This window comes from Stappia sp. TSB10GB4 (genome assembly GCF_900185745.1).
Lineage (GTDB): Bacteria > Pseudomonadota > Alphaproteobacteria > Rhizobiales > Stappiaceae > Stappia.
Genome location: NZ_FYAV01000035.1, coordinates 49,815 through 63,106 on the forward strand (window position 1 = coordinate 49,815; position 13,292 = coordinate 63,106).

Below are 13,292 nucleotides of genomic sequence, written 5' to 3' on the forward strand. Positions count from 1 at the left end.
TCATGACGGCTTCCACATCCGGCGCCAGCGCGCCGGAGACCGCGGTTCCGGAGACCCCGGCGCCGGACATCTCGGTGATCGTGCCGGCCAAGGACGAGCGCGACAACCTGCCGGAACTGATCGAGGAGATCGCCGCGGCGCTGGACGGGCGCGGCTTCGAGGTGATCGTCGTCGACGACGGGTCGGGCGACGACACCGGCGAGGTGCTCGCCGAACTGATGCGCAGCCGCCCGTTCCTGCGCGCCCTGCGGCATGCGGTGTCCTGCGGCCAGAGCGCCTCGGTGCGCAGCGGGTTGCAGGTGGCGCGCGGCGCGGTGGTGGTGACCATCGACGGCGACGGCGAGAACGATCCGGCCTATATCCCGGCGCTGATCGCCGCGCTGGAGGCGGCCGGCGACGGCGTCGCGCTTGCCGCCGGCCAGCGCACCGGGCGCAAGGCAAGCTGGGCGAAGCGGCAGGCCTCGCGCCTTGCCAACGGGCTGCGCGGGCGGCTGCTGAAGGACCAGACGCGCGATTCGGGCTGCGGGCTGAAGGCGGTGCGGCGCGAGGTGTTCCTGCGGCTGCCCTATTTCGATAGCTGGCACCGCTTCCTGCCGGCCCTGGTGCTGCGCGAGGGCTACGGCGTCACCCATGTCGACATCGTCGACCGGCACCGCCGGCACGGCACTTCCAAATACGGCATTCTCGACCGGGCGCTGGTCGGCGTGCTCGACCTTTACGGCGTGTGGTGGCTGCGCCGCCGCCGCAAGCGGGTGCCGCAGGTCAGCGAGATCACCGTTCGCGACCGGGCGATGCCTTAGGAAACAGGGATATGACTGGCATGCTGAGCGATCTTCTCGCCTGGTTCCATCTGGTGTTCATCCAGCGATTCGACGGCTGGGTGGCGCTCGGCTTCGTCGCCCAGGCGATGTTCATGATGCGCTTCGTGGTGCAGTGGATCGCCTCGGAGCGGGTCGGCCGGTCGATCGTGCCGGTGGCCTTCTGGTTCTTCTCCATCGCCGGCGGCAGCCTGTTGCTGGTCTATGCGATCCAGGCCGGCGATCCGGTGTTCATCGCCGGGCAGGGGCTGGGGCTGGTGATCTACTTCCGCAACATCTGGCTGATCTTCCGCGAGAAGCGGCAGGACCCGAACATCTGAGGCGCGCGAGAGGGCGGTTGCCGCCCCCTCGCTTGGCGCCAACCGAGGCTGCCCGGCTCAGCCGCGCAGCGCCGCGAAGCCCGCTTCCAGGTCGGCGCGGATGTCGGCGGTGTCCTCCAGGCCGATATGCAGGCGCACGCTGGGGCCCCCGGTCGGCAGCGGCGTTGCCGTGCGCGCGCCCTTGAGCCGGACCGGAATGGCGAGGCTTTCGAAACCGCCCCAGGAATAGCCGAGGCCGAACAGCTCCAGCGCATCGAGGAAGGCGTGGCTCTGCGCCTCGCTGACGCTGTCGACGAAGTCGAAGGCGAAGAGGCCGGAGGCGCCGGTGAAATCGCGCTTCCAGATGGCATGGCCCGGATCGCTCTCCAGCCCCGGATGGCGCACGCGGGCGACCTCGGGGCGCTCTTCCAGCCAGCGGGCGATCTCGAGCCCGTTCTCCATGTGCCGGCGCAGGCGCACCTCCAGCGTGCGCAGGCCGCGCAAGGCCAGATAGACATCGTCCGGTCCGACATGCATGCCGAGCGCGCCGTGGGTCTCCTTCAGGCGCGGCCAGGCCCGCTCGCTCGCCGCCACCGTGCCGAGCATCGCGTCGGAATGGCCGATCAGATATTTGGTGCCGGCCTGCACCGACAGGTCGACGCCATGGCCGATGGCATCGAAGAAGACCGGCGTTGCCCAGGTGTTGTCCATGATCACCAGCGCGTCGCGCGCATGGGCGACACTGGCGATCGCCGGAATGTCCTGCATCTCGAAGCTGAGCGAGCCGGGCGCCTCGGTCAACACCGCGCGGGTGTTGGGTCGGAACAGCGCCTCGATGCCGGCGCCGAGCGCCGGGTCATAATAGTCGACGGCGACGCCGAAGCGGGTGAGGGTGGTGTCGGCGAAGTGGCGCGTCGGGCCATAGGCGCTGTCGGTGATCAGGACATGATCGCCGGCCGACAGGCAGGACAGCAGCGCCACCGCGACGGCATTGAGCCCGGAGGCGGCAAGACGCACGCCGGCCGCGCCCTCCAGTTCGGCGAGCGCCTCTTCCAGCGCGTCGGTCGTCGGATTGCCGCGCCGGGCATAGTGATAGGTCTGACCGCCGGACAACATGGTCGCGCAGTCCGGAAACAGCACGGTGGAGGCGTGAACCACCGGCGGGTTGACGAAACCGTGGAACGCACTGGGCTCCCGACCTGCGTGAGAGAGCTTCGTGGCAAGACCACGGGCGCGGTTCGACTGGGACGCAGACATGCACTACCTTTCGCGGGATGTTGACTGGATTTTCAGATAGCGAAAAATTTTTCGCAAATCGTACCTTACGGTGCGTCGGGCTCTTGACCCTTAGCGATAAATGCCATCGAATGCACTCATGAGATGACGGTGGCATTTCCGACGGCCAGATAACAACAAGGCTGCGGACATGCCGGGAGGGGGTATCCTGTGCCGACACTGCTTTTCGCAGACGCAACATGGCCGCATCCTGTATCCCGCGCGCGTGATCTCGAAAAAACCCAGAATAGACAGGGCAAAAGAGAAGGCTGCATATCCATGACGCATAAACTGCTTCCGATCGTGCTCGGCGCGGCGTTCGGCCTGACGGCCACCGCTGCGTCCGCCGCGACGCTCGACGACGTCAAGGCGAAGGGCTTCCTGCAGTGCGGCTCCAACACCGGCCTCGCCGGGTTTGCCGCTCCGGACGACAAGGGCGAGTGGACCGGCATTGACGTCGAGATGTGCCGGGCCATTGCCGCGGCGATCTTCGACGACGCCAACGCCGTCAAGTTCACCCCGCTGACCGCCAAGGAGCGCTTCACCGCGCTGCAGACCGGCGAAGTCGACGTGCTGGTGCGCAACACCACCTGGACGATGAGCCGCGACACGACGCTCGGCCTGAACTTCACCGGCGTCAACTACTATGACGGCCAGGGCTTCATGGTCCGCAAGTCGCTCGGCGTCTCCTCGGCGCTGGAGCTGTCGGGCGCCTCCGTCTGCGTGCAGACCGGCACCACCACCGAGCTGAACCTGACCGACTACTTCCGGGCCAACGGCATGGAGTACAATCCGGTCGTGTTCGAGAAGCTCGAGGAGGTGAACGCCGCCTACGACGCCAACCGCTGCGACGTCTACACGACCGACGCCTCGGGCCTCTACTCGATCCGCCTGCAGCTCACCGATCCGGGCGAGCACATGGTGCTGCCGGAGATCATCTCCAAGGAGCCGCTCGGCCCCGCCGTGCGCCAGGGTGACGACCAGTGGTTCAACCTGGTGAAGTGGGTCCACTACGCCATGCTGAACGCCGAGGAACTCGGCGTGACCTCGGCCAATGTCGAGGAGATGAAGGGGTCCGAGGACCCGAACGTGCGCCGCCTGCTCGGCACCGAAGGCAACTTCGGCGAGTCGATCGGCCTCAGCAACGACTGGGCGGCCCGCATCATCAAGCATGTCGGCAACTACGGCGAAGTCTTCGACAAGACCGTCGGTCCGGAGACCCCGCTCGGCATCGCCCGCGGCGTGAACGCGCTGTGGTCGAAGGGCGGCCTGCAATACGCTCCGCCGATCCGCTAAGACGATGACCGGACCCGGCGCGATCCTCGCGCCGGGTTCTTCCGCTGTGGTCACCCGCATCCGAAGGTCGTCCCGTTTGGCGGCAGGCTCGCAACGAGCCGGATGAAAAGGGCGACCGGCAAGTTTACGGTTCCGGTGCGGTTCTCGAGTTTGACAGACGCTCTGGCGGTCGCCGCCAAACGAGGCGTGGTTCAAAGTCGCCACACCGGGATGCACACCACGTGACCGAGTTCGGAACACCGGACCGGCCAGGCCCGAAAACGGGCCGGTGATTTAGGGGTTGCGCTGAGAACAGCGGATTTCGGGTAACGCTGAACACAGCGAACCGGCGAGGGGAACCTGTCTGACATGACACCTGCAAGCTCTGCCGAGCGCGAGCAAGCAGGCGGCGGATCCGGCGCATCCTGGTTCTACAATCCGCGCGTGCGCGGCATTGTCTTCCAGGTCCTGGTCGTCGCCTTCCTTTTGGGGATGCTTGCCTACTTCGCCCAGAACGCGAAGATCAACCTGGAACGGGCGGGGATCGCCTCCGGCCTCGGATTTCTCTCCGAGCGCGCCGGCTTCGACGTCTCCCAGTCGCTGATCCAGTATTCCAACGACAGCACCTATTTCCGCGCCTTCCTGGTCGGGCTGTACAACACCCTGCTGGTGGCGGTGATCGGCATCGTGATTGCCACGGTGCTCGGCTTCATCGTCGGCATCGCGCGGCTGTCGAAGAACTTCCTGATCCGCCAGATCGCCACCTGGTATGTGGAGATGCTGCGGAACATCCCGCTGCTGCTGCAACTGCTGTTCTGGTACAAGGCGGTGCTTTCCGTGCTGCCCTCGCCGCGCCAGTCGCTGGAGCCGATATCGGGGGTCTATCTCAACAATCGCGGCCTGATCCTTCCCGAGGTGATCGGTCAGCCGGGCTCGTCCGCGATTCTCTGGGCGCTGCTTGCGGCCATTGCCGCCTCCATCGGCATCTCCCGCTGGGCGCGCAAGCGGCAACAGGCGACCGGCCAGCAGTTTCCGAGCGTCTTTGTCGGGCTCGGGCTGATCATCGGCCTGCCGCTGCTGGTCTTCCTGGTCACCGGCATGCCGGTGGACCTTGCCTATGCGGAACTGGCGGGCTTCAACTTCCGCGGCGGCGTCGTCATCATCCCGGAATTCATGGCCCTGCTGCTGGGCCTTGCGCTCTACACGGCGGCGTTCATCGCCGAGATCGTCCGCGCCGGCATCCTCGCCGTCTCGCACGGCCAGACCGAGGCGGCCTATTCGCTGGGCCTGCGGCCCCGGCGCACCCTGCAGCTCGTCATCATCCCGCAGGCGATGCGGGTGATCATTCCGCCGCTGACCAGCCAGTTCCTCAACCTGACCAAGAACTCCTCGCTGGCGGTGGCCATCGGCTATCCGGACCTTGTCGCGGTGTTCGCCGGCACGGTGCTGAACCAGACCGGCCAGGCGGTGGAGGTGATCATCATCACCATGCTGGTCTATCTGACCCTGTCGCTGCTCACCTCGGGCTTCATGAATTGGTACAATTCGCGCATGGCGCTGGTGGAGAGGTAGGGCGATGAGCGTGTCGAAAATCGCCTATGTGCGAACCGACGAGGCGCCGCGCATGCCGCCGCCCGTCTCCGAGACCGGGGTTGTCGGCTGGGTCCGGCAGAACCTGTTCGACAGCGTCGGCAACGCCATCATGACGGTGCTGGGCATCGCCATGCTGGCCTTGATCCTGCCGCCGACGATCAACTGGCTGTTCATCGACGCGGTGTGGACCGGCTCGAACCGGGAGGCCTGCGTCGTGGAAGGGGCGGGGGCCTGCTGGGCCTTCGTCAACGCCAAGTTCGCCCAGTTCATGTATGGCCGCTACCCGATCGCCGAACGCTGGCGGGTGGATCTCACTGGCCTGCTGCTGATCGCCGGCCTGGTGCCGGCGGCGATCCCGCGGGTGCCGTTCAAGCGCGAGACGGTGCTTTACCTGCTCGTCGTCTTCCCGATCGTCGGCTTCATCCTGCTGACCGGCGGCAATGTCGGCCTCTCGGGCAATTTCTGGATCGGCCTCGCCGTCCTGGCGGCGCTGTCGCTGGCCGTGGTGGCGCTGATCTGCCGGAACGCCGGGATCGCGCCGGCCTCGCCGCTGACGGTGGTCGCCGGCTTCTACCTGGCGCTGGCACTGGTCTTCGCCGTCATCTCCTACGATTTCGGCCTGAGGTCGGTGGAGACGCAGCTCTGGGGCGGGCTGCTGGTGACGCTGGTCGTCGCCATCGTCGGCATCGTCGCCTCCTTCCCGCTCGGCATCCTGCTGGCGCTGGGACGGCGGTCGAAGCTGCCGGCGGTCAAGCTGGTCTCGGTGATCTTCATCGAGTTCTGGCGCGGCGTGCCGCTGATCACCGTGCTGTTCATGTCCTCGGTGATGCTGCCGCTGTTCCTGCCCGACGGGGTCAACTTCGACAAGCTGCTGCGGGCGCTGATCGGCGTCGCGCTCTTCGCCTCCGCCTATATGGCCGAGGTGGTGCGCGGCGGCCTTCAGGCGATCCCGAAGGGGCAATACGAGGCGGCCGACGCCATGGGCCTGTCGTTCTGGCAGGGCATCGGCCTCGTCATCATGCCGCAGGCGCTGAAGCTGGTCATTCCGGGCATCGTCAACACGTTCATCGGCCTGTTCAAGGACACCAGCCTGGTGCTGATCATCGGCCTGTTCGACCTGCTCGGCATCGTCTCGCTGAACTTCTCGGACGCCAACTGGGCCTCGCCCAACACGCCGGCGACGGGCTTCGTCTTTGCCGCCTTCGTCTTCTGGATCTTCTGCTTCGGCATGTCGCGCTATTCCATCTACATGGAGCGCCGCCTGCACAGGGGCCACGCGCGCTGACGCGCGCGGCCCCGCGAAGCCGACACAACGTTTGGAGCTGGTCATGACTGAAAACGCTATCGACGCTGCCGAGATCCATGCGAACCGCAGCAAGATGACGGTGTCGGAGACCGACGTCGCCATCGAGATCACCAACATGAACAAGTGGTACGGCGAATTCCACGTGCTGCGCGACATCAACCTCAAGGTGATGCGCGGCGAGCGCATCGTCATCTGCGGCCCGTCCGGGTCCGGCAAGTCGACGATGATCCGCTGCATCAACCGCCTGGAAGAGCATCAGAAGGGCTCGATCATCGTCGACGGGATCGAGCTGACCGACGACCTCAAGAAGATCGACGAGATCCGCCGCGAGGTCGGCATGTGCTTCCAGCACTTCAACCTGTTCCCGCATCTGACGATCCTGGAAAACTGCACGCTGGCGCCGATCTGGGTGCGCAAGATGCCCAAGGCCAAGGCCGAGGAAATCGCCATGCACTACCTGGAGCGGGTCAAGATCCCGGAGCAGGCGAAGAAGTATCCGGGCCAGTTGTCCGGCGGCCAGCAGCAGCGCGTGGCGATCGCCCGCTCGCTGTGCATGAGCCCGAAGATCATGCTGTTCGACGAGCCGACCTCGGCGCTCGATCCGGAGATGATCAAGGAAGTGCTCGACGTGATGGTCAGCCTCGCCGAGGAGGGCATGACCATGCTCTGCGTCACCCACGAGATGGGCTTCGCCCGCCAGGTCGCCAACCGCGTCATCTTCATGGATGCGGGCCAGATCGTCGAACAGAACGAGCCGGAGCCGTTCTTCACCAATCCGCAGCACGAGCGGACCAAGCTGTTCCTCAGCCAGATCCTGCACTGACGCGGGGTTGCCCGGCGCTGTCGGGGGGCGGCGCCGGGGGCTCGCCATGCAGATGGGGGGCATCGGGGAACGGAGAAGGCGCGGGCCGCAGGGCTCGCGCCTTTTCCGTTTCGGGGGCCGCGCCGCCAAGGTTGCGGGCCAACCATCAGGCCGGCTGCAGGCGGTCCATCAGCAGCTTGAAGACATCGACGGGCCGGTACGGATAGTCGAGGAAGCCGTCGATGCCGGTCTCCATCAGGCCGGCGCGCAGCGAGTCGTTCATGCTGGCGGGCGCCAGCAGCACCATCTTGCCCTGCGGCGGGCGCACCCCCGTGCGGGTCATGTATTGCAGGAAAAAGTGGACGATCTTGCTGTAGACCAGCAGGACGATGTCCTGGCTGTCGAAGTTGTAGCTCTTGTGCTTCAGCTTGTCCTCCGGCACCAGGGTGATCTCGCAGCCCAGTTCCTCCAGCGCGGCGCGGATCGGCTCGATGACCTTCGGTATGCCGCTGATGATGGCGACGCGCAGCGGGCCGCGCGACTGCCGGGTCTGGCGGATGGCCTGCTCAATCTGCATGAGCTGCGCCCGGTGCGCGCTGTTGATTCGCTCGACCTCCTTCAGCCGCGCCTCCACCGTCGCCAGCAGCATGTCGAAGTCGAGCGGCTTGGTCAGGTAGTCGTCGGCGCCGAGCTTCTTGCCCTTGATGATGTTCTCGCGCGTGGCAAGGGCGGTGAGGAAGATGAACGGCACGCGGATGAGCTGCGGCAGCTCCCTGCGGACGCAGGACAGGAGTTCCGGCCCGCTCATCACCGGCATCATCATGTCGCACAGGATCAGGTCCGGCGTCTGCCGTCGCAGGCAGTCCAGCGCCTCCTTGCCGTTGCCGGCACCGAGCACCTCATAACCGGCGTCCTGAAGTTCCTCCTGCAGATCGTCCAGCAGCAGCGTCTCGTCCTCGACACACAGGATCCTCGACTTGCGGGTCATGTGACGGCCTCCTTTTCGGTGACGGTTCCGGCGCGGGCAGGGGTCCGGGGCAGGCGGATCTCGACGACCGTGCCGCTGCCCACCTCGCTGGTGACGGTCAATCGGCCGCGATGCTCGGACACGACCATGTCCGTCATGTGCAGGCCGATGCCGGTACCGGGAATGCCACTGGACGTGGACGCCCGGTAATAGCGGTTGAAGATCTTGGGGATCTCGTCGGCCGGAATGCCGATGCCGTCGTCCTCGAAGCGCAGCACGGCGAAGCGGCCTTCGGTGAAGCCGCGCACGCGCACCTCGCTGCGGCCGGGCGAATACTTGATGGCGTTGGACAGGATGTTGCCGACGCATTGCTCGATCAGCCGGCTGTCGATATTGGCGCTCTCCGGCAGCCGGTCGACATCGATGTCGATCCGGTGGGTGGCGCAAAGCCCCTGCTGGCGGCGGCAGATCTCCTCGATCATCTGGCGCAGCGGCGTGGCCTTGCGCTGGATCTCCAGCGTTCCCGACTGGTGCTTGGTGAAGTTGAGGAAGCGGTTGATCAGATATTGCATCCGGTCGACCGATTCCCGGATGTTGGCAAGGCGCTTGACCAGGGCTTCGGTGTCGGGCATCGGCTCGGGGACCAGCTCGACATAGCGGTCGAGCAGACGGCGCAGCCGCTGGGCGTTGCTGTCGATGATGGCGAGCGGGGTGCGGAACTCGTGCGAGGCCATCGACACGAACTCGCGCTGCATCTCGTTGATGTGCTGCTCGTTGCGCAGCATCTTGACCAGCTTGTCGGTGTGCTGCTGCAGCGTCCGGTGCTGGATCTTGTAGGTGGTGATGTCGGCGAAGCGGTAGATCAGCGTGCCGTTGTTGCCCGTCGCACGGCGGCTGACGCGAAACCAGCTATCGCCGAAGGCGAACTCGCACGGGATCTCCGGATCGTCCTCCAGGCCCTCGAGGGCTTCGGCGAGGCCGGCCGGGCCAAACTGCTGCATCACCTCGACGATATCGGCATTCGCGTCCTTCCAGGGGGTCTCGCTGGGGAACAGCCGGTCGAACGTGTCGTTGGTGAGCATGATGCGGCCGTTGTCGCTGACGACGACGAGGCCGTCATTGACGGCATTGATCGTGCTGACCAGGAGGTCGCGCCCGCGCCGCAACTCGGCGGTGCGTTCCTCCAGCCGCTCCTCCAGGATGTCGCGCGCCTCGGCGACGGCGTCGTTCCGCCGCCGCGCCTCGGTGACGTCGGTGTAGATCGTCACGAAGCCGCCGTCCGCCATCGGCGTGCCCTGGACCCTGAGCACCGTGCCGTCGGGGCGCCGGCGCTCGAAGTCGAACATCTCCCGGCTGAGGGCCAGGGCAAGGCGCTGGCGCACATGCTCCTCGGGGTCGCCGGGACCGTATTCGCCGCGCTGCGCGACGAAGCGCAGGACTTCTTCCAGATCGGGGGTGCTCTCGATCAGCTCCTGCGGCAGGTCGAGCAGCCGGCAGGCCGTCTCGTTGACCAGAACCAGGCGCAGTTGCGGGTCCATCACGGTGATCCCCTGGTGCATCGTCGCCAGGAGATGCCGGAGTACGGCGCTTTCGGAGCTTCCCTTCCGGATGAAATGACGCAAGTGACAGCCTCATCGTCGAGTTGGTCCTTCCCAAAATACAGTCTGAACAAAACTCGCGGTGATTCTAAGCGGAAACCGTCATCTGGCTTAACAATGTCTTTTTGTTCCCTAGGGGAAATACTGAGTTTCATTAGGTTCCAGCGCCGGCCGTTCGGGCCGCCGCGGTCCTTCCTCAGCGGGGCGGCAGCGCGACCGCCTCGGCCGCCGCGAGCGTGTTTGCTTCCAGTCTCGCGGCGAAGGCGAGGGCCTCCTCGAGCGGCATGGCCCTTGCGTAGAACCAGCCCTGGATGATGTCGACGCCGCAGGCGGTGACGAGGTCGGCCTGGTCCTGCGTCTCGACACCTTCGGCGACCACCTTGTAGCCGAGGTCGTGGCACAGGCTGGTGAGCTTGCGGTAGACGATGCGGCCGCGCTCGTCGGCGGCGCTGAGCAGCAGCGAGCGGTCGAACTTGACGGTGCCGACCGGCAGGTCCGCCAGCAGGTTGAAGTTGGAGTGGCCGGCGCCGAAATCGTCGATGGCGACGGCGAGGCCGGCATCGGCGAGGCGCTGCAGGTTGTCGACGATCGCCGGATCGTTGCGCAGGCCCCGCTCGATGATCTCGAAGCTGACCGGCATGCCGGTGAAGGCCCGCACCAGCCAGTCGACCGCGGCACCGTCGGCGATCGTGTCGGGATGCAGGTTGACGCAGAGCACCACGTCGCGATCCGTCTGCTGCAGCACGGGCAGGTCCTGCAGCACCTGGCGGCAGACCCAGCGGTCGATCAGATGGGCAAAGCCGGCGTTTTCCAGCGTTTCCAGGAAATACGGGCCGACGAAGCCGCGCCCCTCGACCCAGACGCGCAGCAGCGCCTCGAAGCCGATGCAGGCACCGGTGCGGGCGTCGATCTCGGGCTGGTAATGCAGGGCGAGCTGGTTCTCGCGCACGAAGTCGACGGCGTCGCGGGCGGCCTCGCTGTTGCGCAGCAGCGTCGATTGTTGGTCGAGCACGGTGCGGCCGTGCTGGCGGCGCAGATGATCGTCGAAATCGGCGCCGTCATTGAGCAGCGCCTGGTCCTGGACGCCGCCGCGGGCCCGTCCGTAGCGCAGCACGAAGGGCGCGTAGAGCAGGGTGCTCATCGCCAGCAGGCCCATCTGCAGCAGCACCGTCCAGGCCTCGCCGGTCTGCAGGTAGACGTTGAGGAACAGCGGCGTCACCCAGGGGACCTCGGCCGAAAAGGCGGTGAGGCCGATCTGGGTGATCGCGGTCATGGCGACGACCTGGCAGGCGATCGGCACCAGCACGAAGGGCGGCAGCAGGCGCAGGTTCAGCACGATCGGCAGGCCGAAGACCAGAACCTCCGAAATGTTGAACAGCGTGAAGGGCAGGGCGACGAGGGCGATCGAGCGCATGTGCGGGTGGCGCGAGAACAGCAGGATGGCCAGCGCCAGGCCGAGAGTGGTGCCCGATCCGCCGAGATTGACGAACGAGGTCATGAACATGTCGCGCGTCAGGCCGCCGACGATCTCGGCCGAGCCGAAGTCCGGCGGCACGGCGAGATAGGCGAGGTTGGTGCCGTGCAGGCCGAAGAACCAGATGGCCTGCGAGCCGGCGAGATAGAGCGTCAGCGCCAGTTCCGAACCGAAGCCGAGAAAGCTCGGAGCGAGCCAGCCATAGGCGATGGCCGCCGCCTCGTGCAGCAGGTTCAGGAGGCCGAGCGTGGCGATGAAGCCGATCAGCGCCGGCAGCGCCATGTTGAGCGCGTTCTGGAGGTTGTAGCTCAGCGCGCCGTGCTGGAGGCGCGGGAATGGCAGCCGGGCGCAGGCGCGCAGCATCAGCAGCGCCAGCAGCGGCGCGACCACCGCGTTGAGGGAGGCAAGGGCCGTGGCCTGCGGATTGCTGATCCCGGTGGTGCCGTAGCTGTCGAAGAAGAACACGGCGAGCGCCAGGGCCGCGCCGGTCACCCGGTCGATCCTGAACAGGATGGAGAGCTGGTAGGCCACCGAGATCGCCAGCACCACCGGCATGGCGATGTCGAGCACATTGGTGACCTCGGCCAGCGTCTCCGGCGGCAGGAAGGGGATGGCGAGCCCGCTATACAGGAGCGCGAAATCGATCAGCCGCAGCGCCGAGATCAGGACGATGATGGGCACCAGCGCGATGAACGCTTCCTGCAGCGAGAACCGTATATTTTCGGCGAAACCGAGAAACGATTTCATCATTCGGCGTCCATTTCCCGCTGCGGACCCGATCTTGCGGTCCAGCCAACTCGGCAGCGAGCCTAAACAGCCAATCGTTAATGCGTTCTGCATGACCGCCGGCTGGCTGCTGTTCTTCACTGCTTCCTCCGGTGCCGGTGGGGGGCGTGTCGCTCCGTCCGCGTCCTACCTGCGAGGGTGGGCGCGTGCCCGCCGTTCCGCCATGCGCACATGCCCCTCCCCGCGTCTTCCCGGGCGAGGCCGAAGGCCGACGATCCGGGACCGGGGAGCCACGAACGTTCGTGGGGATGGCCGGGAGCGTTTCGGGCAGGCCCTCGGCTACCCGGTCCCGGCTCGGCGCTGACGCGCCGTCCGGGAGGACGCGGGGAGGGGCTGTGCCGGAGGATGAAGGGGGTCAGGAACGGACACGGCAAGCGCCGTCAGGCGGGCGTGAGACGGAAGGCGTTCGCTCCATTCCACGGCTGTCATACCTGCGAAGGCAGGTATCCAGTATCCGCTGGGGCTGCATGATTGTGCGAGGGCAGCAGCCTCCGACCGCCCGGCGGTAGCGCCGAAGCTTGAGCCTCGCGACCTGTGGTTACTAGGTCCCGGTCTTCGGCAAGCCGAAATCGGGACGACAGGCCGAGTGTGGGGCTAGTGCGGGCGCGTCCTCGCCGCCGCTCTGGCAGCCAATAGACCCCGGCTCTCCGGCTTCGCCTGCGGCCGGGGTGACATCCGTGGGTTGGGTGACCGGCGCGTGCTTGCGCGCGACCGGGGGAGACCTCCGAGATGGGGCGAGGTCGCGCCTCATTCTCAGGCCGTCATCCCGGCCGCGCGCAGCGCAGCGCCGGGATCCATTGGCGCCCTCAACGGATATTTGTCGCACATGCCTCTCCCCGCGTCTTCCCGGACGAGGCCGAAGGCCGACGATCCGGGACCGGAGAGTCACGAACGTTCTTGGGGAGGGCCGGGAGTGCTGCCGAAAGGCTCTCGGCTCGCCGGTCCCGGGTCGCGGCTGCGCCTTGCCCGGGATTGTTCGTCTGAAGAGGTGGTAGAGTTTGGGCGGTCTCCCGGCCTGAACCGCCGGGAGACCAGTGGCAGGCGACCGGACCGGGGTTGGGCTTTCGCCCGTCGTCATCAGGGTCCCTGCCGCTTCCTT

General features: G+C 66.5%; 10 protein-coding genes. 6 read left to right on the top strand and 4 right to left on the bottom strand.

Features of this window, described 5'->3' with window-relative positions; genetic code table 11:
- The first annotated feature begins 2 nt into the window (after positions 1–2).
- Positions 3–800, top strand: a complete 798-nt coding sequence (locus TSB10GB4_RS06315; protein WP_186395027.1) for a glycosyltransferase family 2 protein — start codon at positions 3–5, stop codon at positions 798–800.
- Positions 801–811: 11 nt separating this feature from the next.
- Positions 812–1,138 carry a lipid-A-disaccharide synthase N-terminal domain-containing protein gene (locus TSB10GB4_RS06320; RefSeq protein WP_186389340.1) on the top strand — a complete coding sequence of 109 codons (327 nt, stop codon included), beginning with the start codon at positions 812–814 and terminating at the stop codon, positions 1,136–1,138.
- 57 nt (positions 1,139–1,195) lie between these two features.
- Here TSB10GB4_RS06320 and metC read toward each other — a convergent pair whose 3' ends face one another.
- Positions 1,196–2,374, bottom strand: a complete 1,179-nt coding sequence (gene metC, locus TSB10GB4_RS06325) for a cystathionine beta-lyase (protein WP_186389341.1) — start codon at positions 2,372–2,374, stop codon at positions 1,196–1,198.
- A 297-nt stretch (positions 2,375–2,671) separates the two neighbouring features.
- Between metC and TSB10GB4_RS06330 the strand changes: the two genes are divergently transcribed.
- The 4 genes from TSB10GB4_RS06330 to TSB10GB4_RS06345 all read left to right on the top strand — a co-directional run bounded on the left by TSB10GB4_RS06330 (position 2,672) and on the right by TSB10GB4_RS06345 (position 7,389).
- The gene (locus tag TSB10GB4_RS06330; RefSeq protein WP_186389342.1) at positions 2,672–3,688 is read left to right on the top strand and encodes an amino acid ABC transporter substrate-binding protein; all 1,017 of its coding nucleotides are present in this window, start codon (positions 2,672–2,674) and stop codon (positions 3,686–3,688) included.
- Between the two features lie 348 nt (positions 3,689–4,036).
- Positions 4,037–5,239: an amino acid ABC transporter permease gene (locus TSB10GB4_RS06335; protein ID WP_186395028.1), complete on the top strand. Its 1,203-nt coding sequence runs from the start codon at positions 4,037–4,039 to the stop codon at positions 5,237–5,239.
- A gap of 4 nt (positions 5,240–5,243) precedes the next feature.
- Complete coding sequence (locus TSB10GB4_RS06340) at positions 5,244–6,545, top strand: amino acid ABC transporter permease (RefSeq protein ID WP_186395029.1); 1,302 nt, start codon at positions 5,244–5,246, stop codon at positions 6,543–6,545.
- Between the two features lie 43 nt (positions 6,546–6,588).
- A complete protein-coding gene (locus TSB10GB4_RS06345) occupies positions 6,589–7,389 on the top strand; it encodes an amino acid ABC transporter ATP-binding protein (RefSeq protein ID WP_371328866.1) in 801 nt (266 codons plus the stop codon).
- Positions 7,390–7,534: 145 nt separating this feature from the next.
- On the opposite strand, the gene TSB10GB4_RS06350 is transcribed toward TSB10GB4_RS06345, so the two are convergent.
- The 3 genes from TSB10GB4_RS06350 to TSB10GB4_RS06360 form a co-directional block, all read right to left on the bottom strand.
- Positions 7,535–8,356: a response regulator gene (locus TSB10GB4_RS06350; RefSeq protein ID WP_186395030.1), complete on the bottom strand. Its 822-nt coding sequence runs from the start codon at positions 8,354–8,356 to the stop codon at positions 7,535–7,537.
- Positions 8,353–9,957, bottom strand: coding sequence for a PAS-domain containing protein (locus tag TSB10GB4_RS06355; RefSeq protein ID WP_186395031.1), 1,605 nt, complete (start codon positions 9,955–9,957; stop codon positions 8,353–8,355). Before TSB10GB4_RS06355 ends, TSB10GB4_RS06350 begins: the two co-directional genes overlap by 4 nt.
- 172 nt (positions 9,958–10,129) lie before the next feature.
- Positions 10,130–12,157, bottom strand: a complete 2,028-nt coding sequence (locus TSB10GB4_RS06360; RefSeq protein WP_186395032.1) for an EAL domain-containing protein — start codon at positions 12,155–12,157, stop codon at positions 10,130–10,132.
- Positions 12,158–13,292 lie beyond the last annotated feature (1,135 nt).

Coding starts and splice junctions, on each gene's coding strand:
- TSB10GB4_RS06315 (WP_186395027.1), top strand. CDS start 3: ATGACGGCTTCCACATCCGGCGCCAGCGCGCCGGAGACCGCGGTTCCG.
- TSB10GB4_RS06320 (WP_186389340.1), top strand. CDS start 812: ATGACTGGCATGCTGAGCGATCTTCTCGCCTGGTTCCATCTGGTGTTC.
- metC (WP_186389341.1), bottom strand. CDS start 2,374: ATGTCTGCGTCCCAGTCGAACCGCGCCCGTGGTCTTGCCACGAAGCTC.
- TSB10GB4_RS06330 (WP_186389342.1), top strand. CDS start 2,672: ATGACGCATAAACTGCTTCCGATCGTGCTCGGCGCGGCGTTCGGCCTG.
- TSB10GB4_RS06335 (WP_186395028.1), top strand. CDS start 4,037: ATGACACCTGCAAGCTCTGCCGAGCGCGAGCAAGCAGGCGGCGGATCC.
- TSB10GB4_RS06340 (WP_186395029.1), top strand. CDS start 5,244: ATGAGCGTGTCGAAAATCGCCTATGTGCGAACCGACGAGGCGCCGCGC.
- TSB10GB4_RS06345 (WP_371328866.1), top strand. CDS start 6,589: ATGACTGAAAACGCTATCGACGCTGCCGAGATCCATGCGAACCGCAGC.
- TSB10GB4_RS06350 (WP_186395030.1), bottom strand. CDS start 8,356: ATGACCCGCAAGTCGAGGATCCTGTGTGTCGAGGACGAGACGCTGCTG.
- TSB10GB4_RS06360 (WP_186395032.1), bottom strand. CDS start 12,157: ATGATGAAATCGTTTCTCGGTTTCGCCGAAAATATACGGTTCTCGCTG.